Annotated in this window: 18 protein-coding genes; 8 read left to right on the top strand and 10 right to left on the bottom strand. The window is 66.5% G+C overall.

Features of this window, described 5'->3' with window-relative positions; translation table 11 throughout:
- Nucleotides 1-4: 4 nt before the first annotated feature.
- Complete coding sequence (locus AC06E9_RS05685) at nt 5-898, bottom strand: LysR family transcriptional regulator (RefSeq protein WP_478055661.1); 894 nt, start codon at nt 896-898, stop codon at nt 5-7.
- 124 nt (nt 899-1,022) lie between these two features.
- Between AC06E9_RS05685 and AC06E9_RS05680 the strand changes: the two genes are divergently transcribed.
- Both AC06E9_RS05680 and AC06E9_RS05675 read left to right on the top strand, forming a co-directional pair.
- Nucleotides 1,023-2,051 (top strand): alpha/beta hydrolase, encoded by a 1,029-nt coding sequence (locus AC06E9_RS05680; protein ID WP_478055660.1) that lies wholly within the window; start codon nt 1,023-1,025, stop codon nt 2,049-2,051.
- A gap of 20 nt (nt 2,052-2,071) precedes the next feature.
- A complete protein-coding gene (locus tag AC06E9_RS05675; RefSeq protein WP_478055659.1) occupies nt 2,072-3,262 on the top strand; it encodes an MFS transporter in 1,191 nt (396 codons plus the stop codon).
- 28 nt (nt 3,263-3,290) lie between these two features.
- Here AC06E9_RS05675 and AC06E9_RS05670 read toward each other — a convergent pair whose 3' ends face one another.
- The 9 genes from AC06E9_RS05670 to AC06E9_RS05630 all read right to left on the bottom strand — a co-directional run bounded on the left by AC06E9_RS05670 (nt 3,291) and on the right by AC06E9_RS05630 (nt 11,679).
- Nucleotides 3,291-4,079 (bottom strand): CHAD domain-containing protein, encoded by a 789-nt coding sequence (locus AC06E9_RS05670; protein WP_478055658.1) that lies wholly within the window; start codon nt 4,077-4,079, stop codon nt 3,291-3,293.
- A 55-nt stretch (nt 4,080-4,134) separates the two neighbouring features.
- Nucleotides 4,135-6,078, bottom strand: coding sequence for a response regulator (locus AC06E9_RS05665; RefSeq protein ID WP_461770010.1), 1,944 nt, complete (start codon nt 6,076-6,078; stop codon nt 4,135-4,137).
- Entirely contained in the window at nt 6,065-6,925 is an 861-nt protein-coding gene (locus AC06E9_RS05660) for a sensor histidine kinase (protein WP_121037414.1), read from the bottom strand. The genes AC06E9_RS05665 and AC06E9_RS05660 overlap by 14 nt, the downstream gene beginning before the upstream one ends.
- Nucleotides 6,922-7,938, bottom strand: coding sequence for an ATP-binding protein (locus AC06E9_RS05655; RefSeq protein WP_478055657.1), 1,017 nt, complete (start codon nt 7,936-7,938; stop codon nt 6,922-6,924). Before AC06E9_RS05655 ends, AC06E9_RS05660 begins: the two co-directional genes overlap by 4 nt.
- Nucleotides 7,929-8,330, bottom strand: coding sequence for an anti-sigma regulatory factor (locus AC06E9_RS05650; protein WP_121037420.1), 402 nt, complete (start codon nt 8,328-8,330; stop codon nt 7,929-7,931). Before AC06E9_RS05650 ends, AC06E9_RS05655 begins: the two co-directional genes overlap by 10 nt.
- Nucleotides 8,327-8,698: an STAS domain-containing protein gene (locus tag AC06E9_RS05645; RefSeq protein WP_019184175.1), complete on the bottom strand. Its 372-nt coding sequence runs from the start codon at nt 8,696-8,698 to the stop codon at nt 8,327-8,329. The genes AC06E9_RS05650 and AC06E9_RS05645 overlap by 4 nt, the downstream gene beginning before the upstream one ends.
- 1 nt (nt 8,699) lies before the next feature.
- Nucleotides 8,700-9,560, bottom strand: coding sequence for an STAS domain-containing protein (locus AC06E9_RS05640; protein ID WP_121037423.1), 861 nt, complete (start codon nt 9,558-9,560; stop codon nt 8,700-8,702).
- Nucleotides 9,561-9,914: 354 nt separating this feature from the next.
- Nucleotides 9,915-10,955: a hypothetical protein gene (locus AC06E9_RS05635; RefSeq protein WP_121037426.1), complete on the bottom strand. Its 1,041-nt coding sequence runs from the start codon at nt 10,953-10,955 to the stop codon at nt 9,915-9,917.
- Nucleotides 10,956-11,070: 115 nt separating this feature from the next.
- Nucleotides 11,071-11,679, bottom strand: coding sequence for a hypothetical protein (locus AC06E9_RS05630; protein ID WP_461770014.1), 609 nt, complete (start codon nt 11,677-11,679; stop codon nt 11,071-11,073).
- 309 nt (nt 11,680-11,988) lie between these two features.
- Between AC06E9_RS05630 and AC06E9_RS05625 the strand changes: the two genes are divergently transcribed.
- The 6 genes from AC06E9_RS05625 (at nt 11,989) to AC06E9_RS05600 (ending at nt 18,730) form a co-directional block, all read left to right on the top strand.
- A complete protein-coding gene (locus tag AC06E9_RS05625; RefSeq protein ID WP_478055656.1) occupies nt 11,989-13,332 on the top strand; it encodes a peroxiredoxin family protein in 1,344 nt (447 codons plus the stop codon).
- A 116-nt stretch (nt 13,333-13,448) separates the two neighbouring features.
- Nucleotides 13,449-14,030 carry a YceI family protein gene (locus tag AC06E9_RS05620; RefSeq protein WP_121037434.1) on the top strand — a complete coding sequence of 194 codons (582 nt, stop codon included), beginning with the start codon at nt 13,449-13,451 and terminating at the stop codon, nt 14,028-14,030.
- A complete protein-coding gene (locus AC06E9_RS05615) occupies nt 14,027-14,476 on the top strand; it encodes a protein-disulfide reductase DsbD domain-containing protein (protein ID WP_478055655.1) in 450 nt (149 codons plus the stop codon). Before AC06E9_RS05620 ends, AC06E9_RS05615 begins: the two co-directional genes overlap by 4 nt.
- A 13-nt stretch (nt 14,477-14,489) precedes the next feature.
- Entirely contained in the window at nt 14,490-15,491 is a 1,002-nt protein-coding gene (locus AC06E9_RS05610; protein ID WP_121037440.1) for a cytochrome-c peroxidase, read from the top strand.
- Complete coding sequence (locus AC06E9_RS05605) at nt 15,488-16,024, top strand: TlpA family protein disulfide reductase (RefSeq protein WP_152151199.1); 537 nt, start codon at nt 15,488-15,490, stop codon at nt 16,022-16,024. Before AC06E9_RS05610 ends, AC06E9_RS05605 begins: the two co-directional genes overlap by 4 nt.
- Before the next feature lie 141 nt (nt 16,025-16,165).
- On the top strand, nt 16,166-18,730 hold the full coding sequence (locus AC06E9_RS05600) for a TonB-dependent receptor plug domain-containing protein (RefSeq protein ID WP_478055654.1): 2,565 nt from the start codon (nt 16,166-16,168) through the stop codon (nt 18,728-18,730).
- Nucleotides 18,731-18,864 lie beyond the last annotated feature (134 nt).

Genomic DNA, 18,864 nt, shown 5'->3' with positions numbered 1-18,864 from the left:
TGCGCTACCGCTGCATGCGCAGCGCCTCGATCACCAGCGCGAAGGCGGGAGAATGCTGGCGGCGGCTGGGGTAATACAGGTGGTAGCCCGGGAACGGCGGGCACCAGTCCTCCAGCACGCGCACCAGGCGCCCCTGCGCCAGGTGGGGGGCGAACTCGTCTTCCGGCAGGAAGGCGATGCCCAGGCCGTCCAGCGCGGCCAGCACCATGTGCGGTGAGGTGTTGAAGGTCAGCTGTCCATCCACACGCACGTTGACCGCACGCCCCCGGCGTTCGAATTCCCAGGCATACAGCCCGCCACGGGTCGGGAACCGCATGTTGATGCAGCGGTGCGCCGTCAGTTCGGCCGGCACCGTGGGCACGGGCCGGGAGGCGAAATAGGCTGGAGAGGCCGCCGCCGCCATCCGCAGCGGCGGGCCGATCGGTACGGCGATCATGTCTTTGTCGATGCTCTCGCCCAGGCGCACGCCGGCATCGAAACGGTCGGCAACGATATCCCGGAGCCCATAGCTGACATCGAACTCGATGCCGATGTCCGGGTAGTCCTGCAGCAGCGGCGTCAGCCTCGGCAGCAGAAGGGTCTTCAACGGAAAATCGCCACTGGTCAGCCGCACCAGGCCCGCGGGTTTGTCGCGCAGCTCGGTCAGGGCATCCAGCTCGGCCTCGATCTCATCGAACCGGTTGCCGATCGCCGCCAGCAATCGCTCCCCGGCGGCGGTGGCTGACACGCTGCGCGTGGTGCGGGTGAGCAGGCGTATCTCAAGCCGTTCTTCCAGGGCCTTGAGGGCTTGGCTCAGTGCCGAGGGAGTCACCCCGAGCACACTGGCCGCCCGCGTGAAACTGCCCTCCCGGGCGACCGTGACGAAGGCGAGCAAATCATTGAGGTTGCGGCGTGCCATGGGCGCAGTCTGCCACGGCGGATTGATTAGTAAAGCTGCATACCCCCTTCTTCATTCGTTATCTAATCAACGCCCTGCCGCCCCGGCAGACTGGTCCGGCCTCCCCACCTCTCTCTGGACGCCGATGAACAAGACCCTGGCGCTGTTGGCGCTGCTGATCCTTCCCTTGCTTGCCTCAGGAGCCGACATGTCCCACGGCGCAGACAACTTCTACACCAGTGACCAGGTGACCGTGCAGAAGGTCACGTTCAAAAACCAGTACCGCATGCAGGTCGCCGGCAATCTGTTCGTGCCCAAGGCACTGGACCGTTCCACCCGGCACGCCGCGATTGTCGTCGGTCACCCGATGGGTGCGGTAAAGGAACAGAGCGCCAACCTCTATGCCACCCGCATGGCCGAGCAGGGCTTCATTACCTTGTCGCTGGATCTGTCGTTCTGGGGCGAAAGCGAAGGTGAACCGCGCAATGCAGTGTCGCCCGACATCTATGCCGAAGACTTCAGCGCCGCCGTCGATTTCCTGCGCGCGCAATCGTTCGTGGCCAAAGACCGCATCGGTGCCATCGGCATCTGTGGCAGCGGCAGCTTCGTGATCAGTGCCGCCAAGATCGACCCGCGGATCCAGGCCATCGCCACGATCAGCATGTATGACATGGGCGGCGCCAACCGCAATGGATTGGGCCATGCCGTCACCGTGGAACAGCGCAAAGCCGCCATCGCCGCTGCCGTCGCCCATCGCGATGCCGAATTCGCCGGCCAGCCGCCCCGTTACACCAGCGGCTCGGTGCATCGGATCGATGCGGATTCCTCGCCGATCGAACGCGAGTTCTACGATTTCTACCGCACGCCGCGGGGTGAGTACACGCCGGCCGGTTCGTCGCCCGAGCTGACCACGCACCCTACCCTGACCAGCAACCTGAAATTCCTGAACTTCCATCAGTTCGCAGATATCGAGACGATCTCGCCGCGCCCGATGCTGTTCGTCACCGGTGAGACCGCCCATTCGCGGGAGTTCAGTGAAGAGGCCTACCGCCTGGCCGGGCAGCCCAAGCAGCTTGTCGTGGTGCCGGGCGCCGGCCATGTCGACCTGTACGACCGGGTGGACCTGATCCCGTTCGATACGTTGACGCAGTTCTTCCGCGCCAACCTGCATTGAACCGGCATCAGGACGTGCTCGTGCCCTCACCGCCGGTGAATGCCACCGCCCGCCAATGGGGCGGCGTGCTGGCGATGTCCCTCGGTGCGTTTGCCCTCGTGGCCGCCGAGTTCATGCCGGTGAGCCTGCTCACTCCGCTGGCGCGCGATCTGCACGTCAGCGAAGGGCAGGCCGGTCAGGCCATCGCCGTCTCCGGCGCCTTCGCACTGGTCACCAGCCTGATCATCGCGCCGCTCGCCGGCGGGGTCGATCGCAAGCGGCTGCTGCTCGCGCTTACCGTGACCATGATGCTGTCGGCGACGCTCGCCGCATTGGCCCCCGACTTCACCACCTTCATGGTCGGGCGCGCGTTGATCGGCATCGCGATCGGTGGCTTCTGGTCGATGTCGGCGGCCACTGCCATGCGCCTGGTACCACCACACCAGGTGCCGCGCGCGCTGGCGCTGGTCAATGGCGGCAATGCCCTGGCCATGGTGGTGGCGGCACCGCTGGGAAGCTACTTCGGTGCCGTGGTCGGCTGGCGCGGCGCGTTCTTCCTGCTGGTGCCCGTGGCCTTTGCCGCCCTGCTGTGGAAGATGGCGACGCTGCCGCGCATGCAGGCAACCGGTGCGCCCGCCTCATGGAACGTGCTCGGGCTGCTCCGGCACCGCGTTGTGGCGCTGGGCATGCTCGCCACCTGTCTGTTCTTCATGGGGCAGTTCGCACTGTTCACCTACCTGCGGCCCTATCTGGAGACAGTGGGCGGCATCACCGTCTCGACGCTGTCGCTGATCCTGCTGATGATCGGCGGTGCCGGGGTGATCGGCACCGTGTTGATCGAGCCGTTCGTGAGGAACTGGCTGTATGCCACCTTGATTGTGCTTCCGTTGCTGATGGCGGCGTTGGCCCTGGCCCTGGCATTGGCGGACCCGGCGCTCCCGCTGACGGCGATACTGCTTGGCCTGTGGGGTCTGTTCGGCACCTCGGCACCGGTTGCGTGGTGGACCTGGCTGGCCAGGACGCTGCCACGCGATGGAGAAGCCGCCGGTGGGCTGATGGTGGCCGTTGTACAGATGGCGATCGCGCTGGGCGCCACCCTGGGCGGCGTGCTGTTTGACGGGCTCGGCTATCGCGCCACGTTCATCGCCAGCGCCGGGATATTGATGGCTTCGATGTGGGTCGCGGTGCTTGCCCGGCGCGCCAGTCACCGCGGTGCCGCACTGGCGACATGATCCTTGTCGTGGCGCCGGCGGCCACCGCTCAGCCGCGCGCAGCGGCCAGTGCAGCATCGATCTGCGCAAGCAACCCACGCCGTTCCGGCACGCCCGGCATCACCCGCACCAGGTTGCGGACCATCCGCAGGTCCTGTTGCCTGCCAAGCTGATCACCCAGCGCATGCAGCGCGCGCGCCTGGTGGCCCGGTCCTGTCCGTTTGACCGAGGCCGCGCGCGCACTGTCCAGTGCGGGCATCGCCTCCAGCTGCATCCGCAGGCGACGCACTCTGCGCCGCCAGCGATGCAGGTCCTGCGGATCTGCGGTGCGGGCGGCGCGCTTCTCCGCCTTGGCAGTACGGCGTTCGCTGCGGGCCAGACCCTTGCGGAGATCGCGCGCACTCAGCGCGTCCCATGGCTGCGCCTGGAGTTCACCGGCGATACGCAGCAGCGCCGCGTGACGACGTGCAAACGCCGGGTCGCGCGCCAGCGCCCGGGCGAGCAATACGTCGCGCCGCGCCATCAACCGCCTGCACACCTCTGACCACGGCGGGGCGGGCTGCTGCGCGGCGAGGTGCTGGCAGGTCTCCACCACCACATGGGCATCGCGCAAGGCCGACAACCCGTGGCCGAGCCGGCGCAGGGCCGCGTCGGTCCGGGCGGTCTCAAGGTCGCTGCTCTCCAGCACGGCGAGCAGCGCGCGAAGGCGGCGTATCGTCTTGCGCGCCCGATGCACGGCATCGTGGACATCGGGCTGGAGCGCCAGCGCAGCGGCGATGGCCCTGCACTCACGGTCTGCCAGTGCGCGGGCGGCAGGGCCGATGGCGGGTGGCGACATGGCGGTTTCCCCCGGAGGCGTCGGGGGATTGTACCCATGCCGGCGGTCCGCCAGCTCAGCCCGGGTTGAACATCTGCCGCACGCCCCGAAGCAGCTCGTTCACGCTGAACGGCTTGGGCAGCAACGACATGCCCTGCCCCAGGAACTCATTGCGGACGGCCGCACTCTCTGTGTAACCGGTGACGAACAGCACCGGCAAATGCGGGCGCAATACCCGTGCTGCGTCGGCAAGCTCACGGCCGTTCATGCCCGGCAGCCCCACATCGGACAGCAGCAGGTCCAGCTCGCGGTCCGAATGCAGTTCCAACAGGGCCTGCTGTGCGTTGATGGCCTCAACGACCTGATAACCGGCCTCCACCAGCATCTCCCGGACCATCATGCGTACCGAATCGGTATCGTCCACCAGCAGAATCCGCTCGGCACTGCCACGGGTCAGCTGTGCGGGTGCCAATGTGTCGTGGGCCGCAGACTGGAGCTGCCCCTCGGGCAGCAGCAGCTCGATCTCGGTGCCCTCGCCCCGTTCGCTGGCAATGCGCGCACTGCCGCCGGATTGGCGCGCGAACCCATAGGTCATCGACAGCCCCAGCCCGGTCCCCTCGCCCTGCGGCTTGGTGGTGAAGAAGGGCTCGAATACCTTGGTCAACAGCTCCGCGGGTATGCCGACGCCATTGTCGAGCACGGTGACGGTGATGTAGTGGCCAGGCGCAAGCTCATGGTCGCGCTCGATCTGGGCACGTCCGGCGCGGATGCGGATCAGCCCCTGGCCCGCCAGTGCATCGCGGGCGTTGATGACCAGGTTGAGGATCACGTTCTCGAACTGGTTCGGGTCGGCGACCGCGATCAGCGGTTCAACGCCCAGTTCCAGCTCGAGTTCGATGTTCTCACCGATCGATCGCTGCAGCATGTCTTCCAGCGACCGCACCCGCGCCACGACATCGAAGGTCTGCGGATCGAGCGGCTGTTTGCGGGCAAACGCCAGCATGCGCTGGGTCAGCGCGGCGGCACGGTGTGCCGAGCCCGTAGCGATCTCGACATAGCGCGAAGCCTTGTCCCATTTACCGCTGGAGGCGGCGATCTCGATCATGTCCAGCCCGGAGATGATCGTGGTCAGCAGGTTGTTGAAATCGTGCGCGATGCCGCCGGTGAGCTGGCCCAGCGCGTCCATCTTCTGCGCCTGCATCAACTCGATCTCGGTGCGCTCGCGCTCGGCGATCTGGAAGGCAAGCTCAGAGGTTGCGCTCTCCAGTTCCTGGCGCTGCTCGTTGGCACGCGCATGGTGTTCGGTGGTGTCTTCGATCAGCACCAGGCCCTGCCCTGCGGCCTGGTACGGGGTCACCCGCCACTCGGTCATGCGCACGGCACCGCCGACCCGAAGGCTGAAGGTTCCCTGCCACCGTTCGCCTTCGGCCAGCGCCACTTTCAACGCACTGAGCGGGACGACCTGATCCTGCAGCAGCTGATCGAGTTGCCCCGGCCCTGCCTGCTGGCCCAGCAGACGGGTGAAGGCATCATTGGCATCGTGTGCGTTCAGTGACGCATCCAGTACCGCGATCGGGGCATTGATATGGCGGAAAATCTCGCGGAACCGCGCCTCGGTTTCGCGCAGCGCCTCTTCGGCCCGGCGGGCGCGAAGCAGGCTGCGCAGCGTGGCCAACAACACATCCGGATCGACCGGATGGATCAGATAGGCATCGGCGCCGGCGTTCAGGCCGGTGATCATGTCACCGGTAGCGATGGATGCGGCAGAGACGTGTACCACCGGCAGCAACTGCAGCCGCGCGTCCTCACGCAGCTGGCGCACCACATCGAAGCCGCTCATGTCCGGCAGGTTCACATCCAGCACCAGCGCGCCGAAATCATGTTCGGCCAGGCGTGTGAGTCCCTCACCGCCGGTGCCCGCTTCCTCGACATGGAACCCGTGGTGCTCAAGTACGCGGCGCACCGCGTAACGGGTCGCCACATTGTCATCCACCACCAGGATGCGATCAGGACTGGGCATGCGTGGCCTCCGTGGCCAGTGTCAGCGGCAGTACGACATAGAAGTCCGAGCCTTTGCCGATGTCACTCTCAACCCCGACATGCCCACCCAGCAGCTCGGCAAATCGCTTGCACAGGGACAAACCAAGGCCGGTTCCGCGCAGGCGCTTCTGCAGCGGTGTATCCACCTGCACGAAATCCTCGAACAGGGTCGACTGGAGTTCGGCGGGGATACCGATGCCGGTATCGCGCACGCTGAAGCGCACGGCGCTCTCACCTTCCAGCCGGGTGGATACCACCACCTGGCCATTGGGCGTGAACTTCAATGCGTTGGAAATGAAGTTGCGCAGGATCTGCGCCAGCTTCTTGTCGTCGGTATAGAGCAGCGGCATGACCGGGGGGTCTTCGAATACCAGGTCCACCTGATTGCCTTCCACCAGCGGGCGGAACATGCCACGCAGCGCGGAGAACAGGTCCATCAGGTCGAACCAGGCCGGCGAAATGGTGATCCGCCCCGCCTCGATCTTGGCCAGATCCAGCAGGTCGTCCACCATCTCGCGCAGTTCACTGGTCGAGGCGCTGATGAAGCGCACCTGCCGACGCTGCTCCTCGGTCAGTGGGCCATCCATGCCGTCCTCCAACAGGCGCGTCATGCTCAGGATCGAGCCCAGCGGCGTGCGGAACTCATGGCTCATGTACGACAGGAACCGGCTCTTCAGCTCGGACACCTCGCGCAGTTGCTCGGCCTGCTCGTCCAGCTCGGCATACAAGGCGAGCACCCCCTGATTGGTTTCATCCAACTCAGCGCGCAGCGCATCGGCTTCCAGGCGCAGCCGTTGCAGCTCCTGATCATCGGGTGAAGCGCTCAATGCAGATCTCCAAGACGCAGGGCAACAATGCCGGCGTCATCCCGGCCACGATCGAAATCACGCTGCAGCACCGCCACGATCAAACCCGGGTGGCGGTGCAGCAGACCGGGGTAGTCACGCAGGCTCCAGCGCGCCTGCAGGCCATCACTATGCATGACCAGCAGCGTGCCTGCCGCGGCGTGAAAATGGAATGGTTGTGCCTTGCGGTACTGCACGCCCACGATACCCGGGTGTGAGGCCAACCCACGCGAACCGGTGGGCTCGCACAGGCTCGCGGCGATATTGCCGATACCGGCAAACTCCACCTGCAGGGTGGCCACGTCCACGCAGGCAACGGCCGCTGCACCGCCCCGGGTGCCGGACATGCCCGCGTGCAGGACGCCGATCAACGCCGCTGCGCCGCCCGCGGCCGTGTGCGCGACTGCCTCCATGCCGGCCCGCGACGCATCGGCGGCGGGCAGTCCATGGCCGAGGCCATCGATCACGGTCACCGCCACGGTTGGTCCGTCGGCGCGGATATGCCATGCATCGCCGCACGCCAACTCGTGCCGCATCGGAATGCGCAGCGCGCCGTAGGCCACATCGATATCGCGTGGGGTACGGCTGGCGTAGATCCGCGCCACCACCACCGCGCCCTTGGCATCGGACCAGGCATCCAGCACGGTGGCCTGGCGCTGGATCGCACCGAGCCCCAGCCCTTGGGTGCCCCCGGTCGAGTAGCCGTCTGGAAGACACTCGGCCAGGGAAAAGCCCGGACCGGTGTCCACGGTGCACAGCTCCACACCGTTGTCGCCGCGGCCACAGACCACGGACAGATACATGCGTCCGCCGCGCCCATGCTTGAGCACGTTGGTCGCCATCTCCGTGGCCACCAACGCCGCGCGGCCGGCGTCCATTTCATCCAGGCCGACATGATCGGCCAGCGCCAGCGCTTCGCGCCGGGCCTGTCCGACCTGGGAGGTTTCTTCGACCAGCACGACCCGCGTTACCTGGCCGGCGAAGTTCAGCTCCATTTGGTGATCGTGATGCGGGTGCCCTGCCCCGGCGCACTCTCCAGTTCGAATTCATCCACCAGGCGGCGCGAACCGGACAACCCCAGGCCCATGCCCGAGCCGGATGACCAGCCATCGGTAAGGGCCTGCGCGACATCAGGGATGCCGGGCCCGTTGTCGGCGAAGACCAGCCGGACGCCTTTGCGCAGGCCTTTCTCCACGACCTCCCAATCCATGGTTCCGCCGCCGCCGTAGATCACGGCGTTGCGGGCCAGCTCGCTGGCGGCCGTGACCAGCTTGGTCTGGTCGATCAGACGCAGCTTGCAGGCCACGCAGATCTGGCGCGCGGCCTGGCGGGCCAGTACGACATCCTGCTCGATGCGGATCGGCAGCGAACCACTGGACGCACTCATGAGGCAGCTTCGTCTTCGTCGGTACGCTGCAGCAGCTTCATGCCCCGCTCCACATTGAGCGCGGTGCGCACGCCACTGAGCGTAAGGCCCAGCTCCACCAGCGTGATCGCCACGGCCGGCTGCATGCCCACCACGACCGTGGTGGCATCCATGATCCGGGCCAGCGACGAAATGGTGGCGATCATGCGGCCGATGAACGAATCGACGATATCCAGTGCGGAAATGTCGATCAGCACACCGCGCGCGGAGGTGCTGCGGATCTTCTCGGTGAGGTCGTCCTGCAGCGTCAGCGCGAGCTGGTCATGCATGTCCACCTGGATCGTCACCAGCAGCAGATCGCCCATCTGCAGGATCGGGATGCGCTCCATCTCAGCGGGCGGTCCGGGTGACGGTCTGGCCGGTGCGCTTGAGCGCCAGCGCCAGTGCGTCGGCCAGATTGGCCTTGGTCACGATGCCCTGCAGGTCCAGCCCGAGGTGCACGATGGTCTGGGCGATCTGCGGTCGCACGCCGCTGATGATCGCATCGGCGCCCATCAGGCGGATGGCGGTGACGGTCTTCAGCAGATGCTGGGCCACCAGCGTATCCACGGTCGGCACGCCGGTGATATCGATGATGGCGATTTCAGAACCGGTATCCACGATGCGCTGCAGCAGCGACTCCATCACCACCTGGGTGCGCTGCGAATCCAGCGTGCCGATCATCGGCAGCGCCAGCACACCGTCCCACAGCTTCACCACGGGCGTGGACAACTCGAGCATTTCTTCCTGCTGGCGCTGGATCACGTCTTCGCGGGTTTTCTGGAACACGCTGACCGTGTGCAGCCCCAGCTGATCGATCAGCTCGGAGATCGCCCACAGCTGGTCGCCCAGCTGCGCCGGGTCATTGGCATACCCCTGCTGGATCACGTCGAACAGCGGTCGCTTGAGCGAGAAGATGAAGCTCGCGGTCTCCGACGAGTTGAATCCCTTCAGCACGCGCTCGCGGGAAAGCTCTTCCAGGAAGCGGCGGATGTCCTGCCACTCCACGCGTGCGATCGAGCTGACGTCGGTGGCCGACACCGCATCGAGGAACAGGCGCCAGAATTCGCGGACCTGGCTGTCCAGCTCGCGGGACGACAGCCGGCCGTCCTGCGCCTGGCTGGAACCGGCCAGATTGCCGGCCCATGCGGCCAGCAGGGGCTCCTGATGGCTGCGGATGAGATCGATCGTGCGCTGCTGCAAAGCCGCCATGGAAAGGGTCCTGAAAGAAGGGATACACCGGGTGGGCTGGCGACCCATCACCGATATGAATGGGGGTCGCAATCTTCAAAGCTTAAATGAATTCAGGAAGATTGGGCATGACGGCAGATGCCGATGGCGTGAAGGTTCCGTGCACCTCCCTGACTCATTCAGATTGGTGCGATAGGCAGTGCGCGTAGCGCCCCTCCATGGGCAGCCCGCCATAACGCATCAGGCCGCCCTAAGGCGGCCTGATGGTGGAGCGGTCAGCGCAGCAGCGCAAACAGGAGCAGCAGCGGAATCGGAATGCCGAGCATCCACAGCAGAATGTACTTCATGGTGTTTCCTCCCTTGGGATGATCAGGTTCACAGGTCGCGGCGACGGCCGCCCCAGGTGGCACTCAGGCTGGCAATGAAGGCACCGATGAGCAGCGTGATGAACAGCCACAGCGCAGCGTAAGCGGTGGCCTTGCGGGCATCGTCCGCCGCCTGCTTGGCCTGCTGCTTGGCGTTGTCCAGGGCCGCACGCAGGCGGGTCTGCACATCGGTCACGCGGGCCTGCGCTTCGGCCTGACTCATGCCCGTCTGTGCCGCCACCAGCTGACCCAGGTACTGCGTATCGGCGGGGTCCATGGTGTCGGACTTGAGGCTGTTGACGATGATGCGGTTGACCTCGGTGCGCACCTCACGACTGTCCGGACGGCGGTCTGCACCCGGCATCGGGCGCGGCGGCGGCGGTGCGCCATTGACTGGCGGTGCCGACAGTGCCGCTGCATCGGCCGGGCCGGCCGGCGGCGCGGGCTGCGCCGCGGTCGGGTTGGCGCGGAACAGCGAATCCACCCAGTACTGCACGTCCCCCTGGTCACTGCCCATCGCGGCCGAGCCCGCACCCGCGGCGGCGATACCACCCGCAGTGGAGGCTGCCGCACCTGCGGTAGCACCAGCCACCTTGGCACCGGCACCGAGAATGCCGCCGATCGCAGAGGTCAGCAGCGCGGCCGTCAGCAGCGTGGCCACGGCCCACGACACGAAACCATGCGCGGTATCGCGGAAGTAGGTTTCATCGCCGTGTAGGTTGCTCCACTTCGTGCGCAGGCGACCGGCCAGATAGCCACCCAGACCGGAGGCTGCGATGGCGGTGAAGGTCAACCAGGCTATGCTGGACCAGCCAAACGTCTCGGCCGTCACGCCTTCAAACGACCACGGCGAGACGGACGACAGGCCCAGGCCCACGCCGAGAATCACCAGGATCAACGAAAGCGCGGCCGCCGCAATCGCACCGGCCAGGATCGCACCCCATGACACGGCGCTGTCGCGCGGAAGATCCACCACCGGCGGTGGGGTGACCACGGCCACGGTCGCCGCAGCGACGGGCTCGGGGTGGGCGTAATCGCCTCGGGTATTCATAGCGTATGGCACTCCTTTTCATGCGCTGCGGACGCAGCTCGCATCGGCAGGCTGCGCTTCAGCTCGTGAAATATGCGAGACGCTGAAAACAAGACGGTGTGGACACCAGGCCTGATCAGACCCGGCGACCGAGCAGCATGATCACACCGACCAGCCCACCCAGCGCACCGACAGCCGCCAGTTCGATGGACGGCTCACGCAGCCGCAATGCCATCACCATGCACAGCGCGCCCAATCCGATGATCACCGCGCCGATGGCGGCCGCACGCGCGGAGCCATAGAAGTGCGTGCGGCGGATCGGCTCGCTGACCGCTGGCTGCTGGCGTTGCCAGGTCGCCAGCGCCTGGTCGAATTCGCGCAGCAAGCGATCACGGCTCTGCAGATCGGCCGCACTCACCATCAGTGTCGCCCGGCCCGGCCGCACCAGTTTCAGATAGTCATCGGTGCCCCAGCTGGACAGCTCATCGAAGGGCACCGCATCGCGCCGCGAGAACATCAAACCGTCGGGCAGGACCATCACTTCGTTGCGCGTCGGGAACCCCTGGAAGGCCAGCAGCGGTGGCAGCACCAGGCATAGCATCGCCACCAGGATGGCGACGCCCACCGGGCCGCGATTGAGCACGATGAACATGAAACTGCCCGCCGCCAACGCGAATGCGAGCGGCACTGCCAGCTGGTGCCAGCGGGTGTAGACCGAGACTTGGATACCTTCCCTTGGCGTCACGATGACCTCCCTCCTTTATCGGCCCGCGGCCGAACAGCTCAGGCCACCATGGTCTTCGATGTCGTGCACAGCGGCAAATCCGCTGATATCAAAACGGTTATCAGGCTGCCATCGTCGCGCCTGTGAATATGCTGATGAACATGCGTACCAAGCGGCGATGAACTTTTACGACATTCACGTGGCAATAATCCCATTACGCCAGGGATGGCACGTGACCGGCCAGGGATGGCCTTTCAGCGGATGCAGTGGAACGGGGGCTGCATCGCCGGCGACTTGGCGCGTCCAAGGGGATTATCTGGAAGCACTCTCATGACACTGGCATTATCCGGTCGCGTTGTCGCGACCCTGTTCCTGGCCTCAAGCCTGTCCTTCGCCGCATCGGCGGCGACCAAGGCACCCTTTCCTGCCGAAGGCGTCTGGCGCGGCGAATTCACCATCGATGGCGACCCCATCCCCTTCAATTTCGAAGTGAAGGGCAAGCGCGCGCAGGACGCGACCTTCACCCTGCTCAACGGCACGCGCACGGACAAATTCAAGGTCACCCCGCGCGATGACGGGACGTTCTCGGTGCGGATGAACACCTACGACGCCGTCCTGGAAGGCAAGGTCTCCGAGGATGGCAAACACCTCGTGGGCCAGTACAAGGACCTGGTGCCCAGCCGCAACGGGGCGCGCAACCTTGCCTTCACCGCCGAACAGGGCGCGGCATGGCGCTTCGTCAAGCCAGGCCAGGACGAGGCGCCGGCAGCGGACCTCAGCGGCAAGTGGGCCGTGCAGACCATCGACAAGGCTGCCCGCCAGGACAAGCGCAACCAGGTGGCCCTGCTCAAGCAGGAAGGAAACCGCCTCTCGGGCGTGTTCATGACCGTCGTCGGCGATACCCGCGAGCTGGAAGGCACCGTACAGGGCAACCGCTTCTATCTGTCCGGCTTCAGCGGGCCGAGCCCGTTGCTGATCCGCGGCACGATCGATGAAGACGGCAACATCCAGGGCGCGTTCGGCAGCGGCATTTACAACGTGGTCAAGTTCGAGGCCGAGAAGAGCGACAAGGTGGAGCTGCCCGATCCGTACAAGCTCACCTTCCTCAAGGATGGCCAGGACCGCATTGATTTCAGCTTCCCCGATCTGCAGGGCAAGCAGGTCTCGCTGCAGGACGACAAGTACCGCGGCAAGGTGGTGATCGTTGAAGTGATCGGCACCTGGTGCCCCAACTGCACCGACCAGACCTACTTCCTGGCGCCGTGGTTCAAGCAGAACCATCACCGTGGGGTGGAAGCGGTGGCCGTTGCCTTCGAGCAGGAAGACAACTTCGATTATTTCCAGAAGACCCTGACCACCTTCAAGGATTATTTCGACATCCGTTACGACATCGTGTTCGGTGGTATCGCCGACAAGAAAGTCGCCACCGAAAAACTGAAGGGGCTCAATTACATGGCCGCCTTCCCGACCACGATCATCATCGGCCGCGACGGCAAGGTCCGCGAGATCTATACCGGCTACACCGGCACTGTCACCGGTGAGTATCACCGGGATTACGTGACCCGCTTCAACAGCCTGCTTGACGGACTGATCGCCGAACCGGATCCGCACGCGGCCAGCGCCGCTGCTCCCGCCGCCCCGGCGACGACCGCATCACTGGCAGTCGCCCCGTAACCCGCTGCAGCGGCCAGCGCGTCTGGCCGTTGCTCACCCGCTCCTGCGCTGCCTGCCCGGCACGGCCTCTTCGTGATGCCGCGGGCGACTGCGCGCCACTGCCCAGAGAACTTCACATGCGTACTCCCCTGATACTCGCACTGCTTGCCCTTTCCAGCGCACCCGCCGTGGCGACCGCCGCACCGGTGACCTATCAGCTCGACCCCACCCACACCGATGTGCTGTTCACCTGGAACCACAACGGTTTCTCCTTCCCGACCGGCCGCGCGGCGATCAGCAGCGGCACGCTCATCTACGATGCGGCCAAGCCCGCTGCGTCGCAGGTGCAGGTGGAGCTGCCACTGGCCGAGCTGGCCACCCACGTCCCGAAACTGGACGAGATCGTCAAGGGCGACAAGCTGTTCGATGTGGCCAAGCACCCGCAGGCCAGCTTCCGCAGTACCTCGGTGGTGTCGCAAGGCACCGGCCGCCTGAAAATCACCGGTGAGCTGACGCTGCATGGGGTGACCCGCCCGGTCGTGCTTGAGGCCACGCTCAACAAAGTGGGCGAACACCCGAGCCGCAAGGTGCCCACGATCGGCTTCAACGCCACGGCCGTCATCCGCCGCAGTGAGTTCGGCCTGACCGGGTTCCTGCCCAACATCGCCGACGAGGTGCAGCTGCGCATCACCACCGAGGGCCAGGGGGCGAAGGAGTGAGTCGCAGCCTTGCCCCGTGGGTTGCCGCGTTGCTGCTCATCCCGTTCGGCGCGGCCGCCGCCGATACCCCGAAGGTCGCACTCGATCCGCGCTTGGAAGCGCGCACCGACGGCACCCGTGAGCTGGTGATCGACGCCCGCATCGAACCCGGTTGGATTCTGTATGCCTCGGATTTCGAGCAACCGCAGATCGGCCCACGGGCAGCGCGGGTGACCCTGGCCGGTGGCGAACAGGCGCAGGGACCGCTGCACTCGGTCGCGCCGCGCGAAGGGCACGGCCGCAGTTTCGCCGGCGAGTATCGCTACACCTACTTCAGCGAACGCGGTCAGCTGCGCCTGCCGGTCGCCGCCGGCACCGGACCGGTGAACGGCACCCTGCGTGCCCAGGTGTGCTTCGAGGAGAGTGGGCTGTGCGAGCTGGTCCAGCAGGAGATCGCCGCGCGTTGAGCGCGGCACCGCCATGTCCCGCCCTGTCCGCTCCCTTGCCCTGCTGGCCGCGCTGATCGGCGTGGCGGTACTGGCGCCGGTGTTCTCCGCCGATGCCCCGACCTACGACGGCGATCTCTCCGACAACCCACGCGCCCAGCTGGGCCGCCAGTTGTTCTTCGATCCCATCCTGTCGCGCGACCGTACGGTGTCGTGCGCCAGCTGCCACCAGCCTGCCCGCGCATTCGCCGATGACCGTGCGCTCAGCCTGGGCGTGGAAGGCCGTGTGGGCACCCGCAACACCCCCAGCGTGATGAACAGTGCCGGGCGCACCCGTTTCTTCTGGGATGGCCGCAGCGAAACCCTGGAAGAGCAGGCCCTGGCGCCGATCGCCAACCCGCTGGAAATGGACCTGCCGGTGGACCAGGCAGTGGCCCGGCTGCTTGCAGACCCGGCGTGGGTCGCGCGCTTCCAGGCGACCTACAACGCCGCACCCAGCCCGCGCACGCTGGGCCGGGCGCTGGGCGCCTACCAGAAGACCCTCAATACCGTGGACAGTCCCTACGACCGTTATGCACTCGGCCAGGAAGACGCGATCAGCGACGCGGCCAAGCGCGGCCGCCTGCTGTTCATCACCAAGGCCCAGTGCGTGAGCTGCCACGCCGGCGAGGATTTCACCTCGGACCGTTTCAAGAACATCGGCATCTACAACGGCCGCGAGTTCAATGACGAGGGCCGCGGCGGCATCACCGGCGATCCCACGCAGAAGGGCGAGTTCAAGGTGCCCGGCCTGCGCAACGTCGCACTGACCGCGCCGTACATGCACAACGGCATGTTCAAGACCCTGCGCGAGGTGATCGTGTACTACGACGACCCCGGCAAGGTGATCCCCGATTCGATCGGCCGCGATGCACAGCTGCGCGATCCGCTGCACCTGACCGAAGCGGAGATCGACGATATCGAACAGTTCCTGCACACCTTGACCGATGACCGCTTCGCGTCGCGTGCGACGTCTTCGATGGCCTCCCCTCCATGACCTCTCCTGCTTCGCATCTGCCGGCGCTGCTGGCCGGCGTACTGATGCTCGCGCTGCCCCTGGCATCGCACGCAGCCCCGCCAACACCCCACGCATCCGCCGGCCAGGCCGCGCCCGCCCTGCACTGGACCGATCTGGACGGCGCCCCGGCGGCGCTGGCGCAATGGCGCGGCCGCCCGGTGCTGCTCAACTACTGGGCCAGCTGGTGTGGGCCCTGCCTGAAGGAGCTGCCGGACCTGCAGCATTTCTCGCAGGCGCAGGCACCGCTGCCGAACGGCGTGCAGGTGGTCGGCATCGCACTGGACGACATCGAGGCTGCCAACGCCCTGCGCGACCAGCTTCAGCTCACCTATCGGCAACTGGTGGAGAGCGACGGCCCGCCCGGCAGCGCCGCCACGTTCGGCAACCGCATCGGCACGCTGCCCTTTTCGGTGTTGATCGATGCGCAGGGCACGGTCCTGCAGGTCCACAACGGACCGCTGCATCCGGCCGATCTCGAGCGCTGGGCCGCTGCCGCGAGGGGGGCGCCGTGATCCACGCCCGGCGCATCGCCGCCGCGGCCGAACGCTGTTGTCCGGGTGCGCTGCCTCACCGCGCCTGATCCGGCGCTACCGCCGTTGCCTGCCCGCCGCATGCCCCTGCGCATCGGCCTTTCTTCTCCCTGGGGATCCTCCATGCTGTCCACGCACCATCGCCTGCCGTTGGCCCTGGCCATCGTTTCCGCGCTCTCCCTGCCCCTTGCCGCCCACGCAGCGCCGGAGACGAATGCCAGTGCCATCACCGCTACCAGCACCGCCACGCTCGATACGGTCACCGTGACCGGCACCCGCGCCCAAGGCCGCACCGTGCGCGAAAGCGCGGCACCGATCGATGTGCTGTCGGCCGAAGACATCCGCGCGGCCAACGCGACCAGCCTGCTGGATGTGCTCAACACCACCGTGCCCAGCTTCAACCTGCCGCTGGAAACCGGCGATCTGAACAGCATGGTGCGCGCCGGACAGCTGCGTGGCCTCAACGCCAGCCACGTGCTGGTGCTGGTGGATGGCAAACGCCGCCACGCCACCGCACTGCTGGGCGCCGGTGGTTTCGGCGGCGCCGCACCGGCCGATCTCGCCCTGATCCCCACCGGTGCGATCGAGCGCATCGAAGTGCTGCGCGATGGCGCCTCGGCGATCTACGGCTCGGACGCCATCGCCGGGGTGATCAATATCGTCACCAACAAGGCGGCGCGTGGCGGCAACGTCTCCTACCGCGATGGCACCTACTTCGCCGGCGATGGCCGTTCGCGCGTGGTGCAGGCCGATGTCGGCTTCGGCATCGGCGATGGCGGCTATCTGCATCTGGCCGCACAGCTGGATGATCAGCACGCCACCGACTACACCAGCCCCGCACGCGATACCTTCCTGTATTACTTCCCGCGCAACTCGGCCGGCACGGCGATCCGGCCCGGTGGCAACCAGGCCAGCAACCCGACGCTACCCGCCGGTGCCACGCCGGATCCGCGCGAAGCCACCCGCGACAACAACGCCTGGCGCAACCGCGGCATCCGCGCGTTCCGCACCAAGACCGCCACCGCCAATGCCAGCCTGCCCCTGGCGGCGACGGTAGAGGCCTACGGGCTGCTGACGCTGGCCCAGCGCGATGCATGGGCACCGCAGAACTTCCGCCAGCCGCTTCGCAACGAAGTGGTGCGGGCCATCGATCCGGATGGCTTCGCACCCACCGAGCACATCGACGAGAACGATGCCGCGCTGACGCTGGGCGTCCGCGGCCAGGCCGGCGAGTGGGATTGGGACCTCAGCAGCGGCTACGGGCGCGATGCGATGGACATCAACCTGCACAACAGCATCAACCCCACTTATGGGCTGGACAGCCAGACCGACTTCTATATCGGCGACCTGCGCTACAGCGCCTGGACCCACAACCTGGATGTGCGCCGCCGGCTGCAGACCGCGTGGCTGGCCGCGCCACTGGAGCTCAGCGCGGGTGCGGAGTACCGCGACGAGCGCTACCGGATCGGCGCCGGCGACGTGCAGTCCTATACCCATGGCGGGCAGCGGGTGCTGGAGGGTCCGTATGCCGGCACCGTACTGGGCATCGGCCTGGGCGGCTCGCAGGCCCTGCCCGGCTATCGGCCGGAAGATGCGGTGGATGTCAGCCGCAACAGCGGCGCGGTGTACGTCGGTGTCGCTGCCGACCTGGGCGCACGCTGGCGGGTGGACCTGGCCGGCCGGCATGAGCGTTACTCGGATTTCGGCAGCGAGACCACCGGTCGCCTGTCCACCCGCTTCGCTCTGCACCCCCGGCTTGCCCTGCGCGGCACGATCAGCAACGGCTTCCAGGCCCCTTCGCTGGCTGCGCAGGCCTACCGCAACACCTCCAATGGCAATTTCTACACCGACCACATCCTGCAGGCCGGCTCGCCGCAGGCCATCGCCCTGGGCGCGCAGCCACTGCGCCCGGAAACCTCGCGCAGCCTCAGTCTGGGGATCGTGGCCGAGCCGTGGCAGGGCGCGTCGCTGACCGTGGATGCCTACCGCATCGATGTGGATGACCGCATCGCACTGTCCACCACCTTCCGCGAGGGGCTGTATCCCGGCTCCGGTGCGCTGGTCACCGCGGTGGGCCTCGGCGCGCAGGATGGGGTGCGCTACTTCATCAATGCCGCCGATACGCGCACCGAAGGTGTGGAGGCCACGCTCGAAGGCCGCTTCGATCTTGGTCGCGGCGGCGCCCTGCGCTGGACCCTGGCCAGCAGCCACACCCGCGCGGAGATCACCGGGCTGGCCCCCACACCCGCGGTGCTGGCCGCCTTCAATGTGCCGGTGTTCAGCACCGGATCGCAGAACGAGTTGCTTTACAAGGCGCCGAAGTCCCGGCAGGTGCTGGGCCTTGACTGGAGCTTGGGCCGCTACCGCGTCGGCCTGCGCCAGAGCCGCTACGGGGACATCCAACGCTATGGATCGCCGACCACGGTGGCCAGCAGTGGGCCTTATGCGGGCCAGGCCGAGATCGCCTACGACATCGGCGGCCTCTGGATCACCGATCTGCAACTGGGCGCCACCCTGCCCGGCGGCTGGGACGTGGCACTGAACGCCAACAACGTGTTCGACCGCAAGGTCACGAAACTGCCCGAGCCGCTGCTGGCGGCGAACGAGTACTACCGCTACGCCAATGGGGGTCCGATCGATGGCTCCGGTGGGCTCTGGTCAGCCACCCTCCGTTACCGCTGGGACTGATCCGCGCGCAGCGCAAGGAACACCGTCGCATCCTCACAAATCAGGACGATCGCCTATGCAAAAATAAGGGAACTGTGGCACACCGCGTCGCAGGTGACGGTGTGTGCTCCTGAAAGACCAGGTGCCGCCGTGCC

It is taken from the genome of Stenotrophomonas sp. Steno-Z10-BAI (assembly GCF_056393115.1).
The sequence above is the reverse complement of the archived record's forward strand: the minus strand, read 5'-3'. Positions and strand labels throughout refer to the sequence as shown.

What these genes read in the sequence shown, in the direction of transcription:
- AC06E9_RS05685 (WP_478055661.1), bottom strand. Translation starts at nt 898, where the DNA reads ATGGCACGCCGCAACCTCAATGATTTGCTCGCCTTCGTCACGGTCGCC.
- AC06E9_RS05680 (WP_478055660.1), top strand. Translation starts at nt 1,023, where the DNA reads ATGAACAAGACCCTGGCGCTGTTGGCGCTGCTGATCCTTCCCTTGCTT.
- AC06E9_RS05670 (WP_478055658.1), bottom strand. Translation starts at nt 4,079, where the DNA reads ATGTCGCCACCCGCCATCGGCCCTGCCGCCCGCGCACTGGCAGACCGT.
- AC06E9_RS05665 (WP_461770010.1), bottom strand. Translation starts at nt 6,078, where the DNA reads ATGCCCAGTCCTGATCGCATCCTGGTGGTGGATGACAATGTGGCGACC.
- AC06E9_RS05655 (WP_478055657.1), bottom strand. Translation starts at nt 7,938, where the DNA reads ATGGAGCTGAACTTCGCCGGCCAGGTAACGCGGGTCGTGCTGGTCGAA.
- AC06E9_RS05650 (WP_121037420.1), bottom strand. Translation starts at nt 8,330, where the DNA reads ATGAGTGCGTCCAGTGGTTCGCTGCCGATCCGCATCGAGCAGGATGTC.
- AC06E9_RS05645 (WP_019184175.1), bottom strand. Translation starts at nt 8,698, where the DNA reads ATGGAGCGCATCCCGATCCTGCAGATGGGCGATCTGCTGCTGGTGACG.
- AC06E9_RS05640 (WP_121037423.1), bottom strand. Translation starts at nt 9,560, where the DNA reads ATGGCGGCTTTGCAGCAGCGCACGATCGATCTCATCCGCAGCCATCAG.
- AC06E9_RS05635 (WP_121037426.1), bottom strand. Translation starts at nt 10,955, where the DNA reads ATGAATACCCGAGGCGATTACGCCCACCCCGAGCCCGTCGCTGCGGCG.
- AC06E9_RS05625 (WP_478055656.1), top strand. Translation starts at nt 11,989, where the DNA reads ATGACACTGGCATTATCCGGTCGCGTTGTCGCGACCCTGTTCCTGGCC.
- AC06E9_RS05620 (WP_121037434.1), top strand. Translation starts at nt 13,449, where the DNA reads ATGCGTACTCCCCTGATACTCGCACTGCTTGCCCTTTCCAGCGCACCC.
- AC06E9_RS05610 (WP_121037440.1), top strand. Translation starts at nt 14,490, where the DNA reads ATGTCCCGCCCTGTCCGCTCCCTTGCCCTGCTGGCCGCGCTGATCGGC.
- AC06E9_RS05605 (WP_152151199.1), top strand. Translation starts at nt 15,488, where the DNA reads ATGACCTCTCCTGCTTCGCATCTGCCGGCGCTGCTGGCCGGCGTACTG.
- AC06E9_RS05600 (WP_478055654.1), top strand. Translation starts at nt 16,166, where the DNA reads ATGCTGTCCACGCACCATCGCCTGCCGTTGGCCCTGGCCATCGTTTCC.